At 49.7% G+C, this 25,520-nt stretch carries 20 protein-coding genes; 10 read left to right on the forward strand and 10 right to left on the reverse strand.

The genetic code is table 11. The features are described from left to right. Positions 1-2: 2 nt before the first annotated feature. From HRI97_RS03510 to HRI97_RS03530, 5 genes are all read right to left on the reverse strand, one after another. A complete protein-coding gene (locus HRI97_RS03510; RefSeq protein ID WP_253726605.1) occupies positions 3-998 on the reverse strand; it encodes an ABC transporter permease in 996 nt (331 codons plus the stop codon). 4 nt (positions 999-1,002) lie between these two features. After that, the gene (locus HRI97_RS03515) at positions 1,003-2,007 is read right to left on the reverse strand and encodes an ABC transporter permease (RefSeq protein ID WP_253726607.1); all 1,005 of its coding nucleotides are present in this window, start codon (positions 2,005-2,007) and stop codon (positions 1,003-1,005) included. A 13-nt stretch (positions 2,008-2,020) separates the two neighbouring features. Continuing rightward, complete coding sequence (locus HRI97_RS03520) at positions 2,021-3,508, reverse strand: sugar ABC transporter ATP-binding protein (RefSeq protein ID WP_205075647.1); 1,488 nt, start codon at positions 3,506-3,508, stop codon at positions 2,021-2,023. Between the two features lie 42 nt (positions 3,509-3,550). Continuing rightward, positions 3,551-4,810, reverse strand: a complete 1,260-nt coding sequence (locus HRI97_RS03525; protein ID WP_253726609.1) for an L-rhamnose isomerase — start codon at positions 4,808-4,810, stop codon at positions 3,551-3,553. A gap of 78 nt (positions 4,811-4,888) precedes the next feature. Next, on the reverse strand, positions 4,889-5,455 hold the full coding sequence (locus HRI97_RS03530; RefSeq protein ID WP_253727280.1) for a 2'-5' RNA ligase family protein: 567 nt from the start codon (positions 5,453-5,455) through the stop codon (positions 4,889-4,891). A 143-nt stretch (positions 5,456-5,598) separates the two neighbouring features. On the opposite strand from HRI97_RS03530, the gene HRI97_RS03535 reads away from it, so the two are divergent. Next, on the forward strand, positions 5,599-5,913 hold the full coding sequence (locus tag HRI97_RS03535) for a BrnT family toxin (RefSeq protein ID WP_205075644.1): 315 nt from the start codon (positions 5,599-5,601) through the stop codon (positions 5,911-5,913). Next, positions 5,879-6,142: a BrnA antitoxin family protein gene (locus HRI97_RS03540; protein ID WP_021330727.1), complete on the forward strand. Its 264-nt coding sequence runs from the start codon at positions 5,879-5,881 to the stop codon at positions 6,140-6,142. The genes HRI97_RS03535 and HRI97_RS03540 overlap by 35 nt, the downstream gene beginning before the upstream one ends. Before the next feature lie 244 nt (positions 6,143-6,386). Here HRI97_RS03540 and pgmB read toward each other — a convergent pair whose 3' ends face one another. From pgmB to HRI97_RS03565, 5 genes are all read right to left on the reverse strand, one after another. Continuing rightward, complete coding sequence (gene pgmB / locus HRI97_RS03545; RefSeq protein WP_253726611.1) at positions 6,387-9,380, reverse strand: beta-phosphoglucomutase; 2,994 nt, start codon at positions 9,378-9,380, stop codon at positions 6,387-6,389. A 113-nt stretch (positions 9,381-9,493) separates the two neighbouring features. After that, positions 9,494-10,408, reverse strand: a complete 915-nt coding sequence (locus tag HRI97_RS03550) for a carbohydrate ABC transporter permease (RefSeq protein WP_253726613.1) — start codon at positions 10,406-10,408, stop codon at positions 9,494-9,496. Then, positions 10,408-11,475 (reverse strand): carbohydrate ABC transporter permease, encoded by a 1,068-nt coding sequence (locus tag HRI97_RS03555; RefSeq protein WP_253726614.1) that lies wholly within the window; start codon positions 11,473-11,475, stop codon positions 10,408-10,410. Before HRI97_RS03555 ends, HRI97_RS03550 begins: the two co-directional genes overlap by 1 nt. Positions 11,476-11,620: 145 nt before the next feature. Continuing rightward, positions 11,621-12,928, reverse strand: a complete 1,308-nt coding sequence (locus HRI97_RS03560) for an ABC transporter substrate-binding protein (RefSeq protein WP_253726616.1) — start codon at positions 12,926-12,928, stop codon at positions 11,621-11,623. Positions 12,929-12,941: 13 nt separating this feature from the next. Further along, on the reverse strand, positions 12,942-13,967 hold the full coding sequence (locus HRI97_RS03565; protein ID WP_253726618.1) for a LacI family DNA-binding transcriptional regulator: 1,026 nt from the start codon (positions 13,965-13,967) through the stop codon (positions 12,942-12,944). Between the two features lie 495 nt (positions 13,968-14,462). Between HRI97_RS03565 and HRI97_RS03570 the strand changes: the two genes are divergently transcribed. The 8 genes from HRI97_RS03570 (at position 14,463) to HRI97_RS03605 (ending at position 25,363) form a co-directional block, all read left to right on the forward strand. Continuing rightward, entirely contained in the window at positions 14,463-16,967 is a 2,505-nt protein-coding gene (locus HRI97_RS03570) for a hypothetical protein (protein WP_253726620.1), read from the forward strand. Positions 16,968-16,976: 9 nt separating this feature from the next. Then, positions 16,977-18,014 (forward strand): glycosyltransferase family 2 protein, encoded by a 1,038-nt coding sequence (locus HRI97_RS03575; protein WP_253726622.1) that lies wholly within the window; start codon positions 16,977-16,979, stop codon positions 18,012-18,014. Positions 18,015-18,191: 177 nt separating this feature from the next. Beyond that, positions 18,192-19,268, forward strand: a complete 1,077-nt coding sequence (locus HRI97_RS03580; RefSeq protein ID WP_253726624.1) for a LacI family DNA-binding transcriptional regulator — start codon at positions 18,192-18,194, stop codon at positions 19,266-19,268. 49 nt (positions 19,269-19,317) lie between these two features. Then, a complete protein-coding gene (locus HRI97_RS03585) occupies positions 19,318-20,571 on the forward strand; it encodes an ABC transporter substrate-binding protein (protein WP_253726626.1) in 1,254 nt (417 codons plus the stop codon). Between the two features lie 170 nt (positions 20,572-20,741). After that, a complete protein-coding gene (locus HRI97_RS03590; protein WP_253726628.1) occupies positions 20,742-21,611 on the forward strand; it encodes a carbohydrate ABC transporter permease in 870 nt (289 codons plus the stop codon). Next, the gene (locus HRI97_RS03595; RefSeq protein WP_016520507.1) at positions 21,608-22,417 is read left to right on the forward strand and encodes a carbohydrate ABC transporter permease; all 810 of its coding nucleotides are present in this window, start codon (positions 21,608-21,610) and stop codon (positions 22,415-22,417) included. Before HRI97_RS03590 ends, HRI97_RS03595 begins: the two co-directional genes overlap by 4 nt. 6 nt (positions 22,418-22,423) lie before the next feature. Beyond that, the gene (locus HRI97_RS03600) at positions 22,424-24,499 is read left to right on the forward strand and encodes a hypothetical protein (protein WP_253726630.1); all 2,076 of its coding nucleotides are present in this window, start codon (positions 22,424-22,426) and stop codon (positions 24,497-24,499) included. Positions 24,500-24,736: 237 nt separating this feature from the next. Beyond that, positions 24,737-25,363 (forward strand): HAD family hydrolase, encoded by a 627-nt coding sequence (locus HRI97_RS03605; protein WP_253726632.1) that lies wholly within the window; start codon positions 24,737-24,739, stop codon positions 25,361-25,363. The last annotated feature ends 157 nt before the right edge of the window (positions 25,364-25,520 follow it).

Here is a 25,520-nt window from a genome sequence, read left to right on the forward strand (position 1 = left end):
TCCTATTGCACGTTCCGTTTTTTTATCGATATGATAAAGTGTATCGTCAAAACGGCTATGAGCACAAGACCTGTGATAACGGTCGTTAGATATCGGTTCAATCCGAAGATATTCAGACCGCTCGAAATGACCTGTAAAATTAAAACCGCTATGATAGTCCCCGCAACTTTTCCCGAACCGCCGTTTATATCGGTACCTCCTAAAACACAGGCGGCAACGGATTGCAGCAAATACGACGATCCGTACGATTCTTTTGCGGAGTTGTAACGACTCGCCATTATCATCGCAGCGATGCCGGCAAGGATACCGCCGATAAGATATGTTTTTATCAATACCCGCTTTACACGTATGCCCGAATATCTTGCGGCGATCGGATTACAGCCGATTATCTCTATCGATTTGCCGAGCTTGCTCCGCTCGAGCAACAGCCAGCAAAATACGACAACGATAAAGAATATCCACATCGGGATAGGAATTTTTAAAAACGTTGAATTGCCTATCGCGATGAACGTCATCGGAAAACCCGATATGGCTCCTCCGTGCGTGATATTGAGACAGATGCCTTCAAACAGCGTCGACGAACCGAGCGTCGCGATCATCGGCGTGACGCCGAAAAGCGCGATGATCCAGCCGTTGAATAAACCGCAGAGAGCGGCGATACCCAACATAGTTGCAATGCCGACGGTAACGGCGAGCAGTGCGCCGTGGTTTGCCGTATATATATTCGACATAACGAGTCCGCCGATGATCATGCCCAATGCCGCCGAAAAAGTCAGCGAAAGATTCATACCGCCTGTCATGATGACGAGCATCATCGACAATGCGAGGATGCCGAATTCGGGAATCTGATACGCCATCGATTCCATATTGATGGGACTTAAGAATTTTCCCGGCGATAATACCGACATGAGCGCAAAGACAAACAGAAAAATAATAAACAGCGTTCCTTCGGATGTTTTAAAGAATTTACGTATCGATGTTTTTATGTTGTTTTTCATGCCGTCACTCCACATCAACTTTTACTTTCGTTTTTTCAGCTTTGTTTTTTTGATACATATCGATGCAGACGGATGCGATAATGATTAAGCCGATAATAATTTTTTGCCAAAACGTCGGTATATGCATAAGGATCATGCCGTTGTTTATAACACAAAAAAGCGCGACTCCGATCACGGTTCCCAATACCGAACCGTAACCGCCCATCGTACTTGCGCCTCCGAGTACAACGGCGGCGATCACTTGCATTTCAAAACCTGCAAACGCATTCGGATCCACTTGCCGCATAATCGACGTATGCACGACGGAGGCAAGGCCGATAAACAGACCTTCGATGCCGTAAACGAAAAGCAATATTTTTGTCGGATTAAAGCCGACACGAGACGCGCCTTCGAGATTTCCGCCGATTGCATAGATACCTCTGCCCACCAAAGTTTTACGCAGAATAAACCATGTCAAAAAGACGACCGCAGCCAAAAACAATGCCTGCATCGGAAGACCGATTATCCGTCCGTCGCTCGTCGTAATCGGAAAAAACTTTATATCGCCGAAGTTAATAAAATTTTGCGGTATGCCGGTAATCCAGTTCCCATTCGTTATGTAGAGATTTATACCCATTATGATGCTCATCGTTCCGAGCGTAGCGACTATCGGCGGAATTTTTATCTTTGCGACGAGCAGTCCGTTGATAAGGCCGAGCGCGAGTCCGAAGGCACATGAAAGCACAGCGGTTACGAAAATATTTGAAGTAAAGTGGATAAGCGAATTCCCCGCAAAAATCGTAACCGATGCGACGATCGAAGAACAGGCAACATCAATACCGCCGGTAAGCATGACCATGAGCATCCCCATGGCCATTATCGCAAGTACGAGATTGCTTTTCAGCAAATCAAGAAAATTTTCCACGCTGAAAAACGTCGGATTTATGATACCGATTATTACGGAGAGAACGACCAGTACCGTAAGGATCGGAAATTCCTGCATTTTAATAATTCTTTTTATCACTGTCATTGTAGTGTACCGCCTAAAATGCCAAGTTCATAATATACTCTTGTGTTAGACCCTCACACGGCAATATCTTTTGAATTTTTCCGTGCCGAACGACGGCAACTCTGTCGCAAATCGAAAGGATTTCCGGCAGTTCCGAAGATATGACGATGATGCCCAAGCCCGATTTTGCGAGATTGTACAACAGTTCGTGTATTTCCGCTTTTGCGCCGATGTCGATACCGTTTGTCGGCTCGTCAACGATAAGCACTTTCGGTTCGGTTGCAAGCCATTTTGCAATGACGATACGCTGTTTGTTACCTCCCGAATATTTTCCCGCTTCCATATCGAGGTAATTCGGTTTTATTTCGAGCGTTTTCATCCAGTGTTCGGCGAGGTCGTGCTTTTTTTTCATATCGAGCAGACCGAAGCGATGTGAAAGTTTATCCAACACGGTAACGGTGATATTGTCTTCCGATGTTTTTCGCAATACGAGACCTTCGCGAAGTCTGTTTTCGGGGACAAATGCGATGCCCTGTTTGACAGCTTCATTCGGATGCCGTATGTTTATCTCTTTTCCGTCAAGAAGAACACACCCGCTGTCCGGTTCGTTGAGCCCGAATAATGAGGAAACGATTTCCGTACGTCCCGCTCCGACAAGCCCCGTCAGACCGAATATTTCACCTTTATTGAGCGTAAACGAAATATCTTTAAAATTTCCTTTCTTTGAAAGCGATCTGACTTCGAGCAGCGGTTCGTTGCATTTCCGTTTATCGTAAATCTTATATTCGATTTTTCGTCCGACCATCAACGCGATGAGCTTATCGTTCGTGAGTTCGTCTTTATTGTACGTACCGATACATTGTCCGTCGCGCAAGACGGTAAAGCGATCGGCAACGGCAAAAAGTTCATCCAGCTTATGGCTGATAAACAACATCGAAATACCTTTCGCTTTCAACGACTGCATGATGCGAAACAGATTTTTGACGTCGTCGGAAGAAAGAGCGCTTGTCGGTTCATCGAGAATGAGCAGTTTTGCGTCATTGACGATAGCACACGCGATTGCGACGAGCTGCTGTTTGGCAACGGACAGCTCTGAAATTTTTACGCGGATATCGATATTTTTTACGCCGAGTTGTACGAGGGCCTGCTCGGCGATCTTTGCCATCTCTTTCCAGTTGATAATCTTTTCGTTCTTTTTAACACATAATCCGAGCGCAATGTTTTCCATAACGCTTAGATTCGGAAAGAGAGAAAAATCCTGATAGATAACGACGATACCTTCTTTCAATGATTGTATCGGCGTCAGATTATCGAGACGGTGACCGTTCATAGCGATCGTCCCGCCGCTTTCGGGTTTATTGATACCCGAAAGCACTTTTATCAATGTCGATTTTCCGGCTCCGTTTTCGCCGATCAGTGCATGGATTTCGGCTTTATCTACGGAAAAACTGATATCCTGCAATGCTTTTACACCGGGGAAAAATTTTGAAATATGTTGAATTTCAAGTAATGGCTTACTCATTTTATTCCTTAAATTGTTAATGATGCACGTATCAAGCCGACGTCAATTTCGTTTGGAAGTTACTTCCCGTTCGTATTCGTCGACGGCTTTACATATTTCCGTGTCGGAAGGAACACCGCATACTTCGCAATACCGATCCCAAACGGCGCCGTACGGCATCGTTTTCAGTTGTTCGTTGAGTGCAAGGCGTGCAAAATAATTTCCTTCATCTTCGTATTTAATAAGCTGTGTTACGGGTTCGAGCAGTGCATACAAAAACGCTTTTTCCGTCGCACGCGAACCGAGTACCCATGCTCCGATTCTGTTGATGGAGCCGTCAAAATAATCGGTACCGATGTGGATCTTATCGAGTTTTCCCGTCCGGATTATTTCCTCCGCCATCATTCGCATATCGTCGTTGAAGACGATGACGTGATCGGAGTCCCATCTGACGCCCCTTGATAAGTGCAGCAGTATTTCGGGAACAAAGAGCAACACGGACGAGAGCTTGTCCGAAACGTTTTCCGTAGGGTGATAGTGTCCCATATCGATCGTAAGCAGGCAGTTTCTGCTCATCGCATAGCCCATGTAAAATTCATGAGAGCCGACGACGTAACTTTCGGTTCCGATGCCGAATACTTTCGATTCTACGGAATCTTTTAAATATTCCGCCGGTATCTTTTGCGAGAGTATATCGTCGAGCGATTGTAAAAGAATTTTTCGATACCCTTGCCGATCGGCAGGTATGTCTTTCATGCCGTCGGCGATCCAGATATTGTGAATACAGGGGCTGTCTTGTTCTTTGCCGAAATATGCGCCTATCGTACGGCAGCGTTTTGTGTGCTCTATCCAAAAGTCGCGAATACCCTTATCTTTTGAAGCAAGCGTCATGCCGTTCGCTTTCGGATGTGAAAAAATCGTCGCATTAAAATCGAGCGGTATTTTTTTTGCCTTAGCCCATGTAAGCCAGCTTTTAAAGTGTGCGGGTTCCAGCGCGTCCCGATCAACCGGCTTCGTATCGGAAAAATCGGCATAGCTTGCATGTAAATTTAAACGATAACTGCCCGGCGTAAGCGTAAACACTTTTTCGATATCTTGGCGCAATTCCGCAATGGAACGGGCTTTGCCGGGGTAATTGCCAGTTACTTGAATACCGCCGCCGTTCAGTACCGCGCCCGCTTTTTCAAATCCGCCTACATCATCGCCTTGCCAGCAATGAAGCGAGAGCGGTATGCTGCGAAGCCGTTCGATAACGCGGTCGGTATCGACGCCAAGCGACGCATATTGTTCACGTGCATCGTCATATCGTTCTTTTGTATTCATTAACTACGACCTGAAAATTGGAATAGAAAAAGTATATACTGCGGGTTAATGATAATACCACTACAAAAAAATCAATAGTTAGTACAATTCCGTCATCGCAAATGTTTCGCGTTCCGTCCATGTTCCGTCTCTCATGGCAAAGAGCGTTATCGATTGTACGTCGAAATTTTCGTGCAGATCGAGCGAATCGAAATACGAAAGCGCATCTTCGATCGCGCCGGGCGGTATGTCGCGGTTTGCGACGGTGATGTGCGGTACAAAAGTTCGCGCATCTCGCTTTACCGTTCCCGGGCATTTTGCTAAAAGGGAATCGTAGACGAGAGTGCGGAGAGCCGTCCATTGGCTTGACGGTTCGACGTGTGCAAAGATCGTCCGCGAAGAAAAAGCTCCGAAACCGTTTACCGCGCAGCAAAGCGTTTGTCTTTTTGCGCCCCACGCGGATGCCGCTTCGGCGAGCGCTTCGAACAAAGTGCGTTCGGAAAAGTTTTCGTCGAGGTAAAACGGCGGCACAAGCGTTATGTGCAGGGGGGTAGTCTGACCGCTTTTGCAGCCGAAGCGCGCTCTCATCCAAGCGCGGCACGCTTCAAGCGGAACGAGGAGGTTTTCGGGAACGAGTACGCCGATAAAATGCGTTTGTCGAATCATCACATATACGGTATAACGTATTTTTATAAATGCGGATAGTACCGGAGATTCGTGTACAGGACAATGGTGCTTAAAAATATGGCAAACGTTTAAAGTATTGACAGAAATGTAATACAATTATATAGTATATAGCAGAGGAGAGCATGACGGTAACCAAGGGTCGATTTGAATGGGATAGTGAAAAAGATCGAATAAATAAAGAAAAACACGGATTGACTTTTGAAGAAGCGTCTGAAATTTTTAAGGATCCGAATTCGATTGAATTTTATGACAATAAGAATTCGATGATAGACGAGGACAGATATATCGTTTTGGGTGATATCGGGAGCGCTATTATTTGTGTTGTCGTTTATGTCGATAGGCGAGAAAAAATACGGATTGTGTCTGCACGGCCGGCCGTATCGAAAGAGGAGATAAAATATTATGGCAATATCCAAAAAACGCTCGGAAGAAATTAAAAAATTTAAGAATAAGGATTTTTCAGATTGCCCCAAACTGACGAATGCGCAGCTCAAGCAAATGAAGCCCTGCCATCTTTTAGACCGTGATTTATGGAAGCCGCAAAAAAAAGTTATGAGCATCAGGATTGACGTCGATGTGCTGGAAAATTTGAAAAAAAACGGTAAAGGCTGGCAAACGAAATTAAACTCGTTTTTGCGTACAGCCGTTTCGAAAGGGCTTATTTAAAAAGCGCCGAAACCGTTTATCCTCGCGTCAAAGCTTGAAGCCGCCGGATTTTCCGTAGACTTTACGTATCCGTGGGATAAAGTGCATTCGGGCGATTACGATCTCGCAGAGCTCTTCGCACGGATTACGGCTGTTTGCCGCTGATGCGGGGGAAAGAAGCGAGGAGCTTTTCCGTTTCGGAAAGAGACGTCAATGCGGGGATCGCGCCGTATCGCGATACGCAGAGCGTTGCGGCGGTGATCGTTCAGCACAGCTTTGAAATAAGAAAGTCGGCTGAAAGCTCCGTCGTATCGCCGACAAGGATATCGGCGCCGCGGAGACTTTTTCCGATGCCTACCGCTTGCATGCCCGCTTTTTTTATCGCATCGATTCCCGACTGGGCGTCTTCGATGCCGATACAGTCCGTATACCATTCGCCGGAAAGTTCGGCCGCTTTGATATAGATGTCGGGTTCCGGCTTCCCTTTTTGCACTGCTGCCGGATCGACTACGGCGTCGAAGCATTTTGCCAAGCCGAGTTTTTTGAGAACAAGCGGCGCGTTTTTGCTTGCGGACGCAAGTACGCATTTTATGCCGCGCTTTTTAAGGTCATCGATGAGTTTCGTTACGCCGGGCAATATATCGTTCGGCGTAAGCGTCGACAGGGATGCGACATAGAAGCCGTTTTTTTCGTCCGCTGCCGCCGCTCTCCGTTCCTGCGTCCACGACACATTGTTTTCCGCAAGCAAAAGGTCGAGCGAATCGATACGGGATCGCCCGCTCATCCTCCCGCTCATACTGCGATCGAACGTGAGGGAGTATTTTTCGGCAAGCGCTTTCCATGCACGGAAGTGGAGTTCGGCGGTATCGGTGATGACGCCGTCGAGGTCGAATAGCACGGCTTTGAGAGCGGGACGGAGATCGAATTCTTTCGTTTCGCCTATGTGCAGCGTAAAGGTCGTATTGCGGTGCGTCAGTTTCAGTTCGCTCGATTTGGTTCCGTGCAGTGCGTCGTTCCGATTTCCGTCCGTCTGCACATCGCGTTCCCGTGTGCCGGCATCGCCCGTCCGTGCGCCGTTTGTACGGAGCGTGTACGACGCGCATTCTTTTGTAAAGCCGACTTCCAACACCGTATCCCTGATGCAAAGCGAAAAGGAAAGTCCGTGCCACGATGACGGCAGCTGCGGGTTAAAACTCCAATTTCCGCCGTAGTCGCGGAAGCCCGCAAATCCGTAGACGACGGCCATCCAGCTGCCGGCCATGCAGGCGGTGTGTATGCCGTCCTTCGTGTTACCGTTGATATCCGCTATGTCCATCCTCACGGTTTGATTGAAATACGATTGCGCTTTTGGGATATCGAACGCTTCGCACGCGGCGATGCACTGTATACAGCACGAAAGCGACGAGTCGCCCGTAGTGTACTTTTCGTAAAACAAAAAGTTCCGTATTTTTTCCGCCCTGCCGAAACGGTTCGACAGCAAAAATTGCGCGAGTACGAGATCGGGCTGTTTTAAAACGCGGTGACGATAGATGACGAGGGGGTGATAGTGGAGGAGGAGAGGATAGTTTTGTTTCGGCGTATTTTCGAAATCCCAGTCCGACCTTGTCATAAACGAATCGTCTTGCGGATAAATTCCTGCCGCGCTGTCGAACGGGATATACATATTGTCTGCGGCGCTTTGCCATTGGGCGATCTCCGCATCCGAAGCGGCGCCGTATTTTTTTGCGATCGCAATGCCGATGAGGAGATTTTCCCGTGCCATCAAATTCGTGTACGCGTTATTGTCGACGCAGGCGCTGTATTCGTCGGGGCCGGTCACTTCGTTGATGCAAAATCTGCCGCCCTTTTCGGGAATACGGGAGCCGAGACTCATCCACATGCGGGCGGTTTCGACGGCTACGGCGCAGATATCGTCTTTAGTGAGCGGATCGGAATCGTCGCTCGGACAGCCCGCTGCCGTGAGGTATCTTTGCAGCGCAAACACGATGTCCGCGTCGATGTGATACTGTGCCGTACCCGCAGGATAATATGCGCTCGTTTCGCGGCCGCTTATCGTACGCCAAGGGTAGAGCGCGCCTTTGAGCGACATCTCCGCAGCCCTTTCTTTTGCGAGCGGAAGCGTATACGCGCGGTACGCGAAAAGCGATCGGGCAATATCGGGACGTATATACGTAAAGACGGGCGAAACGTATGCTTCGGAATCCCAAAAATAGTGTCCTTCGTATCCCTCGGCGGTGAGCCCCTTTGCCGCTATGCTCGTACGCCCGTCTTTTCCGACCGATTGAAGCAAGTGAAAGATATTGAAATTGACGGCTTTTTCATCGTCGGAACCGCCGTCGATATGCATATAGGCCGTTTTCCAAAAGTGCGACAGATATGATCGCTGTTCGTTTTCGGCATGAGCGAATCCCGCCTTTGCGAAGGATTGCGCTTCCGCCGCGCTCTTTTGTGCGGACGCGGTGTCGTATGAAATGAATTTTACAAGGACGGCACTTTCTCCGGCTTTTAATGAAAAATCGTACGTTTCGTAAACACCGTCCGCTTCCGTTGTTTTTACCGGAGCGATATCGATCCCGTTTATCGAAAGCGATTGCATAACGGTACCGTAGAGCGAAAGCGCGCTTGAACGCGTATGCGCCGAAAACGAAAGGCTTCCGTTTTTCGAAGAGCGGGAATCGACGATGAGCGGGCGGGACGAAAATTTTGCGCCGATACGCGGATCCTCTTTCGCCGATATATTCGAAACGCTCGTATCGATGCCGCTCGTAAGGGATACCGAAAGAGGCGATCCGGCGGAGCACAAGGCCGTGACGGTGTATCGGATCGCGGCGCAGGTTTTATGCGTAAACGAAACGAGGCGTTCGGCGCGTACCGAGTACGAAACTTCTCCCTCCGTACGGCGTACCGTGCGTGTCATGACGCCCGTCTTTAGATCCGAAAACATGCGGAAGGACTGTACGCCGCGGAGCGTCGAAAACGGTTTTCCGTTCACCGCGAGTTCGATGCGTTTCGGGTCGGGCAGGTTGAGCATCGTTTCGTGGTTTTTTGCATAACCGTACGCGATCTCGCCGTACGATATCGGTTCCGTGTCGTAAAATCCGTTTATATATGTGCCTTTGTGCAGACATCCCTCTTTTTCTTCGTAATCGCCGCGGAGACCGAGATATCCGTTTGCCGCAGTGAACAGCGTTTCGTTGCGGCCGACCGCCTTTCGACTGCAGTCTTCGGTAGAAAAAACAAAAGCATCCATATCGTTCATCTGTGCATCGCTCCGGACACATCGTGTGCGTACATATATCCCCCTGTAAAACGGCATCGACTAAGCCGCGTACGGGATAATCGGTGTCGTTTTAATGCGAAATTGGCGGCGCTTTATCCCTTTACGGAACCGGAAAGCAGACCGCGTACAAAATAGCGCTGGAGCGAAAGAAATACCGCAAGCGGCAGCGCCATCGAAACGAAGGCGCCTGCAGTGAGCAGATGCCAGTCGGCGCCGAGCGTTCCCGCCATGTTCATCAGGCGAACGGTGACGACTTGCATTTTCTGCGCTCCGCCGCTCAGGAAAACGAGCGCGACAAGTAAGTCGTTCCATACCCAAATAAACTGAAAGATCGCGAACGACGCGAGCGCCGGCACGCTGAGCGGAATTATTAATTTGAAAAAACAATCGAAATGGTTCGATCCGTCGATAAAGGCGGATTCGAGGATGCTGCGCGGAATAGTCGATATGTAATTGAACAATATATACGTCGCGAGCGGCAAACCGAATCCCGTATGGGCGAGCCATATTCCCAAATACGTTCCGTTGAGTCCGAGCTTTTGGTAGTCGCGAAGGATGGGGATGAGCGATATCTGCAGCGGTACGACGAGCAGTGCGATGATCGCTGCGAAAAGCGTTTTCCGCCCGCGGAATCTGAGCCACGCAAAACCGTAAGCGGCGGCTGCGGCTATAAAAATCGGAATAACGACCGAAGGAAGCGTCACCGCTATGCTCGACAGAAACGAATTGAACATCGTCGCGCCTCGTGTGACGACGACGCCTGTCTCCGCGCCGGCGACTTTATGCCGTTGTCCGAATAACACTTGCGCGTAATTGTCGAGCGTAAACGCATTCGGTGTTTTAAACGCCTGCCACCAGCCCGAAGCGGCGACCGCATCTTTGGTACGGAACGACGTGACTAAAATACCGATTGTCGGGAGCGACCAGACGATGCACAGCGCGATGAGTATGACGGTGATCATCCGGCTCGAAAACGACGTTTTTTTTCGCAGTACGGTTCGATTCATCAAAACACCTCTCGTTTATTGAATTCTTTCAGATTGTACCAGATAACGGGACTTACCCCGAGAAGGATAACGACGGCGATCGCCGAACCTCTGCCGTAGTGGAGAAATTTGAACATCTGCTTATACTGTTGGCTTGCGAGCACTTCCGTTCCGTACAGACCGTTTGTCATAGAAAAAACGATGTCGAAGCACTTTAGCGCCGCGAGGAGGATCGTCGTCGATACCGTCGCGATGCTTCCCGCTATATCGGGGATGACGATCCGCATGAGGATTTTGAATTCTCCGGCGCCGTCTATGCGCGCGGCTTCGATCATTTCCGTCGAAACGGCTTTCAGCGCCGCGGAAAATACGACGAGGGCGAATCCCGTCTGCAGCCACACGAAGATAGCGATCAAAAAGAGATTGTTCGCGGGTGCCGTACCGAGCCAATTGTGCGGTTTTCTTCCGAATACGGAGACGATTATCGCGTTTAAAAGTCCGATTTGATTGTCACCCGCAGGACGATATGCGTAGATGAATTTCCAAATGAGCCCGGCGCCGACGAGCGAAATCGCCATCGGAAGAAAGATAAGCGTTTTGCCCAAGCGCTCTATGTGCGAGCGGTCAGCCAGCACTGCGGCGATGAGTCCGAACAGTACGCTGAACAGGGTTCCGAAGACGAGCCACAGAATCGTATTGCGGACGGAGGTAAGCATCGTCGGATCGGTAAAGACGTATCGGTAGTTTTCGAATCCGACGAAGCGTTCGCTTTGTTTATCCATAAAGCTCAGCATAAGGCTCCTGACGGTCGGAAGGAAAAGGTACCAGCCCATGATGAGGACGGCGGGGCCGATAAAGACGTACGGAATGACGGCGTTATACCGCTTTGTTTTTAAAAGCTGTGTAAGCAAATTGCAGGAATAAAAGATAAGCAATACGCTTGCCGTCCCCCAAACGACGGCGAATAGAGTCGTCAGCGCTTGTCCCATGATCTCTTCACGGAGCAACATAAAGCCGCCGCCTGCGATGATGAGCGTGAGCGGTACGACATACAGCGTTTTCAATTTTCCGGAAAGTGCCGCATTCATAAATCGTTTCCTTTTTTGTAAGTTCCGTTTGCAGGAAAAAAGTACGGCGGTTTTAAACGCTCCGTAAAACAACGAACGAAAAACCGCCGTATACGGGCTGCCTCGAAACTCGGTTTAAACCTTATTTTTCGGGCAGCCCCGTCCGTCAATTGTTTTTCGGCCAGCTTTTGTCTATTGCGGTGAGGACAGCTCTCGCGTCTTTGCCGTTTACGTAGTCGACCATGCCCGTCCAGAACGTACCGGCACCGACTTCCGCGGGCATCAAGTCCGATCCGTCGAAGCGGAAAACGGTTGCGTTTACGAGGATCTCCGCGAGCTCGCGTTCGATCGCGTTGCCGTAGTCGTTAAAGTTTTGATTTTTATGCGGGAACAGCGCGCCTCCGGTTTTTGCATAGGGGACGCATGCTTCCCACGTCGTCAAAAATTCGAGGAATTCTTTGACGCCTTTTTTGTCGCTGAAAGCGACGAACTGATCACCTCCTCCGAGCACGGGCGTGCCGTATTTCGGATCGATCGACGGAAGCGCGAATACGCCGACTTCTTCTTCGAGATGCGCTTGAATGTGTTCCGGCATAAATCCCGTAATAAAATTGGCTTGACGATTCATATACGCTTTCGGCGGATTGTCGAACAGCGGCTTTACGGAATCGCCGAAATTTTGCGTGAGGATATTCGTCGTGCCGCCGTATACGTATTTGTCATTGAGCATGATGCTGCCGACGTATTTGAGCGCGTTTTGTACGGCCGGATCGTTGAACGGGATCTTATGGTTTACCCATTTGTCATATACGTCGGGACCGGCCGTGCGCAGCATGATGTCTTCGAGCCAGTCCGTCCCGACCCAGCCTGTCGCATCGCCCGATTCGAATCCGATCGACCACGGCACGTCTCCGTTGGCGACCATTTTATTTTCGAGGGCGACGAGTTCGTTCCACGTTTTCGGAACGGAATAGCCTTTTGCCTGCCATGCTTTTTTCGGATACCATACGAAGCTCTTTGCGCTGATGCGATAAAAGACGCCGTAGGTTTTTCCGTCGTCGGCAGTACCGAGCTCTTTCCATACGGGCGCATAGTTCGCATCGAGTTTTGCGATAACTTCGTTGGGAAGCGGTTTGATAAATCCGCGCCGCGCGAAATTTTTCATCATACCCGGCTGAGGGAAGGCTGCGATATCGGGAGGCGTTCCCGCTTCAGCCTGTACCAAAATCTGCGTTTCAAAGTCGGGACTGCCTTCGTAGACGGCGTTATAACCCGTTTTTTTGTTGAAGAGTTTGACAACTTCGCTGAAGCGCGCGGCCTCTTCTCCTCGTGCGATGCCGAAGATGTGAATGGCGGCATCGTCGGCTTTTTTTGCCGCGGAGGATTTTTTATTGCCCTTTCCCCATGTCCAGGAAACTGTCCCGATTACCACTGCCGCACATAACAGCACTGCAGCTTTCATATCCTTATTCATATAAGGCCTCCTGTTATATTGTATTTCCGGTTTTTGTACCGGTTGTCGCCCGTTCGATGATCCGCAGCTGGATGTGTACGCTGCGCGCCGCTCTGAGCGGATCCCGCTGTCTGTCGAGTATGAGTTCCGCGGCACATTTGCCGCTTTCGTCGAGTTCCTGGCTCACCGTCGTCAAATTGAGGTATTCGGTAAAATCGATATCATCGAATCCGATGACGGCGATATCTTCCGGAACCCGTATGTCCCGTATCTTTGTGAGCTTTATAACGCGGGCGGCGATGACGTCGCTCGATGCGAAGATGCAGTCGGGTAAATCGTTTTGTGAAAACAGCGCCGAGATTTCTTCATCGATTTTTTGATCGGCAATTTCGCCGAGTCGTATACGATGGTGCGGGATGTCGATGCCGCGATTTCCGAACCAATCGCTGAAACCGTGCAAACGCTCTTCCGTCGCGTGTACGGCATAGGATTTATCCGACAGTTCACCGATAAAAGCCGGTGCGCGGTATCCTTTATTAAAAAGAAATTCGGCGGCAAGCCGTCCGCCGTCTTCGTTGTCGATGGAAACGGAATCGAATCCTTCCCGCCGCGCTTCGACAAAGCAGACGGGAATATCCGATGCGCGCAGTTTCGCAAGCATCGCATCCGTCGGTTCCAGACATAACACGATGAGTCCGTCGGCGATCCTGCTTCCGCAGAGCATATCGATGTATTCGCTCATATCTTTTCGGCTTTCGATCGAATGCACGACGATTTCGTAATATCGGCCGGACAGGACTTTTGAAATACCGCGGAGACGCTGCATAAACGATGGCTGGGTAAAAAACGGGGCGATGACGCTGATCTTTTTGTAAAACCGCCGCGCATTGGCAACCGCCGCCGCTTTCGGGATAAAGCGAAGGGCTGCGATGGCGTCAAGTACTGCGTCGCGTTTGTCCGCGTTTACCTTTGAAGGTTCGTTTAAAACGCGGGAAACGGTTGCGGGGCTGACACGCGCCTTTTTTGCGACGTCATAGATTGTTGCTGCGTTTTTTGTCATAACACTTATACGGTTGTGAAACTGCTTTCACGAAATCGGTTTCATTATACAGCGAAAATCGTTTTTGTCAAGTAAAATCGAATAAATTATCAGGGATTACGCATGAAAAATGTATACACAGAAAAGAGACATAATATAAAATAAAAAAGGCGGAACGCGAGGCAGCGGAACTGCCGCCGAGCCGTTCAGACCGATGGCAAGCGAACTTTTTGGTAAAAAGTTCGCGCAGTCCGATTCCAATCACGGTCTGCCGCGGCGAACGGCAGGGCTGCTGCCGGGAGTGTAGCCGATTTTTTACGGTAATGGTTATTTTTTGGGGAATATAGATTCTCATGCGTAATCCCTGTGAAATAGTTGGAATTAATTGTTATTTTTTTGATTTTACGTTATACTATAAGAAACGTGTTCTTGCGCACGGGTGAAAAAATTTTCGAATTTTTTTTTGATTGAATTTTTGCTGTATGTTCCTGTAACAGTTTTAAGCGGAGGAAGCTTATGAAAAAAATCGGTTTTAACCTGTTTTCGGTTTCGGCGGCGTTTTGTATTCTTTTGAGCGCCTGTAATTTCAACGTAAACGGAGGCAAAGAACTTGCCGAAGTTCGCGTCGGCAGTGCCGGCCCGCAGCGTGCCGCCGACCCTTCAACGGGCTTGCCCGTCTTCGACGGCAGCAATACGACGATTACGATCACCGATGCTTCGGGGCGTATACTTGACGAAGGCCCCATTCCTTTTTCAACGGGAGTTACGATCGGTGTCGAGATCGTCATCCGTGCGACCGTTCGAACCGCGACGGGTACGTGGAGTAAAACGAAATCGCACACGGTAAAACCGGGTATAAACTACATCGATTTGGAGCTGTCGAAGACGCCGAAAGGTGCTGCCAATCTGCTGTCCTCTATTACCGGGAAAGATCATTCAGGGAGCAATATCGTATCCTTGAGTACGCAAAACGGTAAAAAACTGCTCGATGGAATTCTTATCGGCAGCACAAAACCGATTACTGCGCGTGACAGACTCGGCAGAATATATGTACTGTATGAAGATACTTCTGCATCTCCGGCTCGTAATCTTAAACGCTTTGATGTGGAGGGTAATGAAGATACCGCATTTGAAAAAGCTATTAGAGATGCGCTGCCGTCCGGTACTACTATAGGGAATATTGATAATATCGCAATCGATATGGACGATAACCGTATCTTTTTGTTTAACAATCAAACCGTCTATTGTTTCAAAGAAAAAGAAGATCATTCGTTTGAGTTTTTGGGATATGCGGCATTCCCGAGCGGGACTCTGACGTTGAACGTTACTGCCGCAGCAGCCTATAACGATGTGCTGTTTGTCGTAGACGGGAATACCTTGTATGCCTGCGGGTTTGAATTTGGAGGTGAGTTCAAATCTTTAAAATTTGAATCGCAGGCAACGAGCAAACCGTTGCCTAAACTTCGCTCGCATTTAAAATTCGCAAATTATCTCCCCGAGTGTACCGGTCTTTTTGCCGACGACGACGGCGTGTACTGCCTGCTTAGGGAGCAAAAATTAATCGATGGAAACTTGTATGCGCTCGGACAACTCGTCCGGTATACCTATTCCGGCAGTGATCTTACCGAGAAAACCAAGATAGGGCTTCATTCCAAAGCCGGCACTTCGGATCCCTTCCTTGCTTTTGAGGCAGGGGCTTTTGTAAATCCCATCGGTTTTATCGGCTATGACGGTGATAATCTTTACATTGCGGATGACGGCGTAAATATCGAGTATCTCAACGAAAATTATCGTATTAACGGTAATAAAAACCGCATAGCCGCTTTTAACCGGAAAACAAACACGATAACTTTCAACGATACGGAAGCAACGTGGTATGCAGAGTATGCTCCCTACACGTTCCCCAATACAAAGACGCTGTTGTGGGGGAAAGATGCGAAGAAGGAGTTCCGTTATTGGATGAGTGCGGATGGAACGGAAGTATTTTCACCAACGAACAAGCTTTTTGAGTCCGGCCTTAGCGAAACGCCTACCGATATTTTCTGCTACGACCAAGACGGCAATCTGTATATACTGTGGAAAGACAGTTCAAATTACAAGGTCAGACGATTTGCGCTGAAAGGAGACGGCTCGTATGATATGCAGGGAGTGGATGCTTCTTTAACATCCCGTACTGTTTTTGCGATTGCGGTAGATATTTCCGACGGACAGAACAGTTTGTATTATGCATATAAGGATGGTCCTAAGGGACATATAGAAAAATATAGCTGGAATGTAGGTGCTCCGTTCAGTAGTGCGACATCGATTATGGGGTATGATGTGCCGTTTAATGCGTATACCGCTCCCGTTACCGCGCTTGCAGCAAACAAGGACGGGCTGTTTGCTGGTGTAAAAGAAACTTATCAACATGGCCTTATTGATAAATACCGGCTGAAGGTACAAAAATACAAAAAAAGCGACGGGACTCCGGACGGTGAACTTACCCTTGTCGATAATGCTCCTGTGTACACAGATGCCTCAGGTACGCCGATTGACTACTGGTCATTTTCAGGCAATATCCGAATTCATTATGGGGAAGCAATTAATGACTTGAAGGTTTTTGACGGTGTGCTGTACGCTCTTTCATCGAAGTCGTGCAAAATACAGAAGTTTCCCGCTTATTTCACGGATGCTTTTAAAAATAGCGGCATACTGTATAAAATCGGCAGTACGAATGACAGCTTGTCCGGAAACGCTGTTGTATTAGCAAAAAAAGATTGGAACGATACAACCAAAATCGGCTACGGTTTTTACCGCTTTATAGCCGTAAAATACGACGAAGCCGAACGGATTAAGCTTATTATTGCTTCGGACGGTGCATGGGGTGAAGGCGGATTGCCGCTCGGCAGCTCGCCCGATGTATTGAAGAATACCGACAGAGTATTGGAATACGATTTGAAAGGCAGTTTGCAAGCCGAAAGAGAGACGGGCGGCAGCTTTTCTAAAACGTTAGAGCATGGATCCGGTTTTGAGTGGCAGTAAAACAGTACAATGAGTTTTATTTTTTGTGCGGCACGCTTCGGGCGTACCGCACGGCAAAAGCCGCTCGTAAGTCTTTGCGTTCCCGTGTACGGGGCGGAGGGGCTTATCGGGCGGTTTTTTGAAAGCGTGCTGCAGCAGACGGACTCTCCGCCTGTTGAAACGATCGTCGTCAATGACGGAAGCCCCGGTACGAAAGAGCTCGGGCGCATTGTTAAAACATACGCAAAGCGGTTTAAAGAGCGCGCTCTTCCTCTTATCTTTTTGGAACACGGAAAAAATCTCGGTACGCTTGAAGCGCGCCGTACTGCGGTAAACGCCGCATCGGGGGACTATATTGCCTTTGCCGATCCCGACGACGAACTTCCGTCCTCGGCTCTTCGTATTTTGTACGAGGCTGCCTCTGCGTCGTCGGCGGACATCGTGCACGGTGCGGGTGCGGTATGCGGCATGGAAGGTGAGCCTGATGCACGTATTGCCGCCTTTGCGCGAAAAACGCAAAACGTATATGAGGGTGTTTTAGCGGGCGGCGAAATCCTCCGTAAGTTTATCGTTGAAAGCGCATATAACGGCTTTGTGTGGGGTAAGCTTTTTAGAAAGGCTCTCGTTCAAAAAGCGTACGGCGAAATTCCGTTTACCTATTGTACGATGGCGGAAGACCTGCTCCTCTATTTTTTTATCGCATTGACGGCATCGAAGTTTACCGACGTGCCGGCGGACGGGTGTACTCGAAGCGCGTGTACATATATCGGTATACGCGACGCCGTGTACAACTACCGCATCAATACCGGTATTTCTTCCCGCCGCAAAATCACCGATCTCGCTTCATGGCAAAAAGTGTGTTCGGCTTCTTCGGTATTTACGATCATTCTTTCCTACTTGGACGATCATCCCGCTGTCGGAAGCGATATACGTGAAGCCGTAAAAGCTTTAGGCCGCGCATACTATGCCGATAATTTGAAGCAGCTCGAAGTCTGTGTCGCGCCCGCATTACAGGCGCAAGCCCGCGCGATGCTCGAGGAATGGTGGGGCGGGGAAATCGCAGGTTGATCGCATACGCTTATTGAAAAGCGATATTGCAGATTGTCGGGTTATCGTTATCCCATTATCGCAGTGCTTTTTAAATAAATACTAAATAAATTAAGTAAAATTAAATAAAAACCGTCTATTTCCGTTGAAAATAAAAAAATATTTGACAAATCCGTATTTTCGGGGTAACGTTATTTGATGAATGTGACGCTTTCACAGATTGCAGCGCAAACCGGCTTTTCCGTCAATACCGTTTCCCGCGTGCTGCGCGGAGATACGCGCATCAGCGAAAGTACGAGCGCAAAGATAAAAAGCGCCGCATCCGATCTCGGCTATACGCCGAATTACGCCGCATCGAGTATGCGTTCGCATAAGACGAAAGTGCTCGGAGTGGTGTCGGCGGATTCGTCGAATCCGTTTTTTGCCGAAGTCATCCTCGGTATCGAAGATACGGCGAAGCGGCACGGCTATCATATTTTACTGATGAACACGGAAGAAAAGGTCGAAAACGAATGCGCGGCGCTCAGGACGCTGCAGGGCAGAAGCGTCGACGGGATCATCAGCGTGCCGCTGTACGACAACGATGCGCTTCGTAAACTGTATACGGAGCTTTCGGTACCTTTCGTGTTTGCGGGAAGAAAAGTGCGGGGGCTCGAAGATCATTCGCTTTTGCACCGCGACAGAGAGAGTACGGAAGAAGTCGTTACGCATTTGCTCGCAAACGGACACGAGCGTATTCTGTATATCGCAGGCCCCGACACGATCAGCAATTCGCTCGACCGGCTCTGCGGTTATGTGCGCGCTTTCGAACGCGCGGGCAAAAAAGCCGACCCTGCGCTCATAGTGAAGACTGCGGGGCACATCGACGACGGTTATGCGTCCATAAATCATGCGCTGCACTTGCAGACGGATTTTACCGCGGTAGTCTGTTTCAACGATTTGGTTGCGATGGGCGTACTCAAATCGCTGTATGAAAACAACCGGATCGTGCCCGACGACGTCGAAGTGTTCGGCTGCGATAATTTAAACATATCGCAGTATATGCAGCCCCGCTTGAGTACGATCGATGTGCCGAAGTACAAACTCGGACGGGAAGCGGTGCTTGAATTGCTGCGCCATATTAAAGATCGGGAGCTGCCGTATGAAACGCGGCATCTCGATGCGCGCATCATATTCCGGGAGTCTACGAAAAAAAAGACTCCGAACGGAGCGAAACGGGAAATCGATTTGTGCTCTGCAAAAGGGGATAGTCGTGCGCCGTTCGCGCACGGTTAAATCTTTGGGAGATGCTGAAGCATTCCGCAAAAGTTTTTATGGAGGTTTTATGAAAAAATTATGTGCCGTTTTTTGTATCGCTGTCGCTGCGGCGTTCAGCGTACCGTCCGTGCACGCCGCGGAAAAGCCCGTCGTGCTGACGTTTTGGTCGCTGTTTACCGGAGGTGACGGAGAATTCTTCAACGCGATGATCGCCGAATTCAACCGCACGCACAAGGATATTCAGCTGAAAAGCGATCCCGCAAAGTATACCGATTATTATACGAAGCTGACGACGGCGCTTGCAAGCAAAAAAGCACCCGATATCGTCGTCGTGCACCGCGACAGCATGCTGCCCTTCGTCAAAAGCGGTACGCTCTACGCGCTCGACGATGTGATGAAAAAGATCAACGCTCCGATGAACGATTTCGTTCCCGCGCCGCTGAACGCGTGCCGCTTCAACGGCAAGCTCTATTCGATTCCGCTCGACGTGCATCCGATCATCATGTATTACAACAAAGACCTGCTCGCAAAGGCGGGCATCGCAAAGGTTCCCGAGTCGTACGACGAACTTGTGAGGGCTGCAAAGACGGTGCAGGAAAAAACCGGTGCCGTGGGATTGGGCGTGGACAACACGACCGCCACTTATAAGGCCTATACGCTTGCACGCATATTCGTGTCGGGCATGGGACAAAAAGGCGGAAGCGTTCTTACCGCCGACTGCAAAAAAGCGGCGTTCAACAACAAAGACGGCGCGGAAGTCGTTCAGGGGCTCGTCGATTCCGTCAACAGATACGGCATCACTCCGAAAGGATACGATTACGATTCGGCGATGACGGATTTCCGTCTCGGAAAAACGGCGTTCTATATCAACGGCGTGTGGGCAACCGGCGCGCTCGAAAAGCAGGCGGGGTTGAACTTTGCCGCAGTGCCGTTTCCCGCATTGATGGGAAAAGCCGGCGCATGGGCGGGTTCTCATACGCTTGCGATTCCGGTACAAAGAAAAACGGATCCCAAAAAAGTAGAAGCCGCCGCGAAATTTATTATCTGGATGACGCAGCACGGCGAAATGTGGGCAAAGGCGGGACATATCCCGACGATGCTTTCCGTCCGCGAAAAGCGCGAGTTCAAAGCGCTGCCGTACCGCGCGGGATACGTCGCCGCGGCCGAATCGGTTATCGCCGCTCCGAACACGGGCGCATGGCAGGAAATCTACGACAATCTTTCCGATATGCTTGAAGCTGCCGTCGCGCAAAATCAAAACGGCGTGCAGGCCGTCGCCGGCATGGAAAAGAAAGTAAACGAAATACTCGCAAGTTATTGAGGTTGCGTAAAGGGGCTGTCGAAAAAGCAGAAACTTTTGACGCGGCCCCTTGAACCGATTGATAGGTTTGACCGTTTCGCACAGCAGCCGGGCAGCGATTTTAAAAGCACCGCCGCGTCCGCCCTTTGCGTGCGATAATTATTAATTAATAATATTTTTTTTGGAAAATTATGATTCCCGGAAATTCGGATTTGAAAGACGGCATTTTGTTTTGCCTTCCGTTTATGATCGTGTTTGCACTTTTTCTCCTCTTCCCGATGCTGTTCGGTCTTTTTATCGGCTTTTTCGATTGGGATATCCTTTCGACTCGCACGTGGACGGGGTTCGGAAATTATGTAAAACTTTTTAAAGACGCAACTTTTTATTCGAGCCTCGGTCACACGCTCGTGTTCGTGCTCGTTTCGACGCCGCTCCTGCTGGTAACGGGCTTTTTTATGGCGCTCCTCGTCACTTCCCGTTCTCCGTTAAAAGATGTTGCGGAAAATATTTTTTTTCTGCCGTACATCCTTTCGATCACCGTCATCGGCACACTGTGGGCGTGGCTGCTGCAAAAAAATTACGGCATTGTCAATCAATTCATCAAGCTTTTCGGCGGAGAACCCGTCGGCTGGCTTACCGATACGAAATACGCGATGACTTCGATAATCGCGACGACGGTGTGGTGGACTGCGGGCTTCAATATGATACTCTTTTCCGCAGGCATCAAACAGATTTCATCGGAGATATACGATGCCGTGAAAATCGACGGGGCGAACTATGTGCAGACGGTGTTTCATATAACGCTGCCGCTCGTCCGTCCGACGACCGCTCTGTGTCTCATTCTTCAGATTATCGCGTCGTTCAATATTTTCGGACAAGTGTACGTGATGACCGGAGGCGGGCCGCACGGTTCGACGCGCGTACTCGTGCAGTATATTTATGAAACGGGATTCAAATATTTTAAAATGGGATATTCGTCCGCGATGGCTTACGTATTGTTTTTTATCATTTTAATAATTTCGCTGTTTCAGTATAAAGCGATTTCGGCAGGCGAAGAATGAAAAAATATATTTTAATTTTTTTGACGGTGCTGCTTTTGACGCTGTGGCTTTTTCCGCTTTTTTGGCTCGTCGTTACGTCGCTCAAAACCGAACAGGACGTTATGTCCGACATCATTACGTTAATTCCGCTGCGCCCGACGCTTGTCAATTATCAAAAAGCGTTTTTATCGACCGATATATTCCGCTGGCTTTTGAATTCGTTTATCGTTTCGTTTTCCGTCACTGCGGGTACGCTGGTTTTGGACGTGCCGATCGCATACGCGCTTGCCCGCATACGCTTTAAGGGAAGGCGCATCGTCTTTTGGACGGTTATGGCTGCGATGATGATTCCGTTTCAAGTGCTCATCATACCGCTGTATATGCAGTTCAACGCATACGGCATCCTCGACACGCTCGCCGCCGTTTTGCTGCCGCGCCTTGCGCTTCCGATCGGCGTCTTTATCATCAAACAATTTTATGAAGGCATACCCTATGCGCTCGAAGAAGCCGCCTTTATCGACGGGGCGAGCCGCTTTACGACGTTTATGCAGGTGATGCTGCCGGTCGGCAAAGCCGCGATGATAACGACGGTCATCATTTCGTTTATCAACGCGTGGAATGATTTTTTGTGGCCGCTTATCGCCGTAAGCGAATCGGCGAAGTATACGATCACCGTCGGCATTGCCAATTTTCAAGGAACGCACGGAACCGAATACGCGATGATCATGGCGGGCGCCCTCATCGCTTCGATTCCGCAGTTTGTATTTTACGCGCTTTTTCGAAGACAGATCGTCGCGGGTCTCGTGATGACGGGCATAAAGGGTTAACACCGTATGGAAAAAACGGAAATCCTTTCGGTGCTCGGCGCGGCGATGAGCATTTCCTGCAGTGCCGGCTGCAGCGGAAAGATACGCGTCGTTTTTCAGGATTCGCGCTTTGCCGCCGTTGAAACCGAATGGACGATCACGGAAAGCGGAAGCTATGAGCTTGCTTCCCGTATTTCCTTTTCGAAAAAATCCGGAAAGCTCGAGCTTTTTATTCCAGCCGTGCTGTACCGAAAAAACAACTGCGGGCGGGGCGCTTTTCCCAAAGGCGGCATAGAGCGGGCGTTTGCATTTCGCGAAGATCGTACCCCTCTTCCGGGCTGCGTCGTGATACGCGACGGATGCGATTTTACCGCCTTTTGCATTTCTCCTGCGAGCGATCCTTCCGAAACGGCGCACGTGTGCGCGTATGAAGCGGAAAACAGGGTTGTAATCGAAATGCGCCTTCCGCCTTCCGAATATCCGTTTTCCTACTGCGGCAAAACGCGTACGGTGCCTCACGCTTCGAAAAACACGCACTTCCGCGCCGACGACTGTTCACCCGAAAAGCCTCTTGTCATACGGAGAGTACAGTTTGTTTTTACGACATCGGTGAGCGAACTTTGCGCGAATACGCTTTTTTCGGTTTATCGGGAATTTTCATCGCTCGTCTCGGCGCAAAAGAAAATTAATAATTTTTGTTGCGGTGAAAACGTTTTTTCGAAAACACAAAAGACGCCGGTGCATGCGGATTCTGCGTGTGCGGCGGTCGAACGCTGCTCCGCGGATTTCGAATCCGCCGTCGGTGCGGTGCCGTCTGCAGTTTCCGCTCGCTCTTCGCCGCGCGCAGTGTGGGACGAGTGGTTTTCCCGTAAGCTCGCCCATCTCGAATTTCTTACGGATGCGGCGGACGACGGTAGTGCTTTTATCCGCATGGGGAAAGGTAACGGCGATCTGCAGTCTATATACGAATTTACTGCGGCGTCCTTTCTCGTAAAAAGCGTCGAAGGCGCCGTCGTGTTTGCAAAGAGCGGCAATGCTCGGCTTGCCGAAGCGATCGGGCGGTATTTTTTACGCGCGGAACATCCCGAAAAAAGCGGTATCTACCGCGACAATTACAGCATCGCGAGGGACGAGTGGGGCGGCTACCTCGGCGTATCCGAGCATTCCGATTATGCGAAATTGATAAATGCCCGCTGTAACGGAGAAGCGATGAGTGCGTACATCGAGCTCTATGAAGCGCTGCTCGAACTCGGGTCTCGCATCGACGAATTTATAGAGCTTCCGAAGAGGGTTGCCCGCTTTTATCTTTCGCACTGTGTGCGCGATAAAGAAAAAGCGGACTCGGGCAATTTCGGCAGATGGCGGCGCGAAGACGGGAAAGTCGTCAACGGCAGCGGAACGAACGGCGCGTACATCGTTATTTTTTTGACAGCGCTCTATCCGCATGCGGACGAAGAACTGCAAAAAGAAATCAAAACCGCGCTCGCGCTTTCGGGCGAATACTATCACCGCATGATACGAAACGCCGACTATTACGGGGATACGCTCGACGCCGACGCATTTGACAAAGAGTCCGCCGCCGTTCTCCTCCGCGAAAGTCTCGACCTCTACGCGTTTACCGGCGATACGATTTTTTTGGAAGACGCGAAAGCTGCGGCGAATTTCGCGTACACGTGGATGTGGCAGTACGACGTCCGCTTTCCGAAGGGAACGCCGCTTGACCGTCTGCATTTTAAAACGCGCGGCATGACGTCCGTTTCGGTCGCGCATCATCATCTCGATTTTTACGGCATGTATATAGCCCGCGATTTTTTGCGCTTGCATGCATTGTGCGGAGATCCGTTTTATCGCGATGCGGCGCTTTGTATGATGCGCGCCTGCCTTGCGCTCGTCGCGTCCGAAAAAGAGCCGCTCGGAAAAGGAGCGAAGTTTGCGGGCTGGCAGCCCGAACAGATCAACCATACCGATTGGGATTATTTCGACAGAAAAGATCACGCGCAGGGATATTTCGATATCTGCATCGCGTGGGAAGCGGTTTTGACGCTTCACTCGTATGTACAGATCGCCCGTGAAAATCCGTCGGCGCTCGACGAAGCGACGTGAACTTAGTCGCGTTCCTATAAATGCGGCATTGCAGAAAATGTCGATTTTCGAAAATGCCGCATTGGTGCGCGTGCGCGCACACGTATATCCGCGAGTTTTTCCGTTTCCGATGTGTTTTTCGCATGTGCGTGATACACGTAAAAAATTTTGTCTCGTGATGCGCGCAATGTGCTTTTCTTCGAGCGATCTTTGCCGCGCATTTGTTTCTTTTTCCCGAATACGCTATACTCGTTATCCATGAAGCTTTTTATATTTGACATGGGCGGCGTCGTCGCTCACAACGTTGCGGTTGAAGGTGCCGTCGCAAAAGCCGTCGGCATGAGCGAAGGGGAATTCTATAAAGCCTGCAAATACGACAGGGCGGCTCGCGGAAAAATTATTAATAAAAAAAACGATGTACGCGATGCCGATATCATGACGATGCTTTCGAACGGAGAACTGACGACCGAGGAGTTTTGGAGCGAGTTTGAGAAGCGGACGGGAGTGCGCGTACCGATGGACTACCTCGGTCTCTTTTTTAATCCGGTACTCGACGACGGCGTGGTCGATATCGTCAAAGCGCTCCGAAAAAAATACCGCGTCGTGTGCGGAACGAATACGATTCAAAGCCATTACGATATTCACCTTGCGAGAAGCGATTATGCGTTCTTCGATAAAACCTATGCGTCGAATATGATCGGCGCGTCGAAGCCCGACGTCGAATTTTGGAAGCGCATCATGCTCGCAGAAGGTGTTGCACCTGAGGATATCTTTTTTACCGACGACAATGAAGCGAACTGCGCGGCTTCTTCATCGCTCGGCATCCGTACCTTCCGTTTTACAAACGCGGACGATCTTCGAAACGAAGTGCGCCCTTGGCTCTGACACATCCTCACGGGAGCGGAAATTTTTTGAATTGACGGCAGGCGCATCAGGGATTATGCATGAAAAATATATACACAGAAAAATATAAAATAAAAAAGGCGGAACGCGAGGCAGCGGAACTGCCGCCGAGCCGCTCTGACCGAGGTTAAACGGAACG

The organism is Treponema socranskii subsp. buccale, assembly GCF_024181585.1.
Taxonomy (GTDB): Bacteria; Spirochaetota; Spirochaetia; order Treponematales; family Treponemataceae; genus Treponema_D; species Treponema_D buccale.

Bases quoted from the DNA above. Each gene is read 5' to 3' on its own strand.
- HRI97_RS03530 (WP_253727280.1), bottom strand. From the start codon at position 5,455: ATGATTCGACAAACGCATTTTATCGGCGTACTCGTTCCCGAAAACCTC.
- HRI97_RS03605 (WP_253726632.1), top strand. From the start codon at position 24,737: ATGAAGCTTTTTATATTTGACATGGGCGGCGTCGTCGCTCACAACGTT.
- HRI97_RS03515 (WP_253726607.1), bottom strand. From the start codon at position 2,007: ATGACAGTGATAAAAAGAATTATTAAAATGCAGGAATTTCCGATCCTT.
- HRI97_RS03520 (WP_205075647.1), bottom strand. From the start codon at position 3,508: ATGAGTAAGCCATTACTTGAAATTCAACATATTTCAAAATTTTTCCCC.
- HRI97_RS03590 (WP_253726628.1), top strand. From the start codon at position 20,742: ATGATTCCCGGAAATTCGGATTTGAAAGACGGCATTTTGTTTTGCCTT.
- HRI97_RS03550 (WP_253726613.1), bottom strand. From the start codon at position 10,408: ATGAATCGAACCGTACTGCGAAAAAAAACGTCGTTTTCGAGCCGGATG.
- HRI97_RS03575 (WP_253726622.1), top strand. From the start codon at position 16,977: ATGAGTTTTATTTTTTGTGCGGCACGCTTCGGGCGTACCGCACGGCAA.
- HRI97_RS03555 (WP_253726614.1), bottom strand. From the start codon at position 11,475: ATGAATGCGGCACTTTCCGGAAAATTGAAAACGCTGTATGTCGTACCG.
- HRI97_RS03535 (WP_205075644.1), top strand. From the start codon at position 5,599: ATGACGGTAACCAAGGGTCGATTTGAATGGGATAGTGAAAAAGATCGA.
- HRI97_RS03570 (WP_253726620.1), top strand. From the start codon at position 14,463: ATGAAAAAAATCGGTTTTAACCTGTTTTCGGTTTCGGCGGCGTTTTGT.
- pgmB (WP_253726611.1), bottom strand. From the start codon at position 9,380: ATGAACGATATGGATGCTTTTGTTTTTTCTACCGAAGACTGCAGTCGA.
- HRI97_RS03565 (WP_253726618.1), bottom strand. From the start codon at position 13,967: ATGACAAAAAACGCAGCAACAATCTATGACGTCGCAAAAAAGGCGCGT.
- HRI97_RS03560 (WP_253726616.1), bottom strand. From the start codon at position 12,928: ATGAATAAGGATATGAAAGCTGCAGTGCTGTTATGTGCGGCAGTGGTA.
- HRI97_RS03580 (WP_253726624.1), top strand. From the start codon at position 18,192: ATGAATGTGACGCTTTCACAGATTGCAGCGCAAACCGGCTTTTCCGTC.
- HRI97_RS03525 (WP_253726609.1), bottom strand. From the start codon at position 4,810: ATGAATACAAAAGAACGATATGACGATGCACGTGAACAATATGCGTCG.
- HRI97_RS03540 (WP_021330727.1), top strand. From the start codon at position 5,879: ATGGCAATATCCAAAAAACGCTCGGAAGAAATTAAAAAATTTAAGAAT.
- HRI97_RS03510 (WP_253726605.1), bottom strand. From the start codon at position 998: ATGAAAAACAACATAAAAACATCGATACGTAAATTCTTTAAAACATCC.
- HRI97_RS03600 (WP_253726630.1), top strand. From the start codon at position 22,424: ATGGAAAAAACGGAAATCCTTTCGGTGCTCGGCGCGGCGATGAGCATT.
- HRI97_RS03585 (WP_253726626.1), top strand. From the start codon at position 19,318: ATGAAAAAATTATGTGCCGTTTTTTGTATCGCTGTCGCTGCGGCGTTC.
- HRI97_RS03595 (WP_016520507.1), top strand. From the start codon at position 21,608: ATGAAAAAATATATTTTAATTTTTTTGACGGTGCTGCTTTTGACGCTG.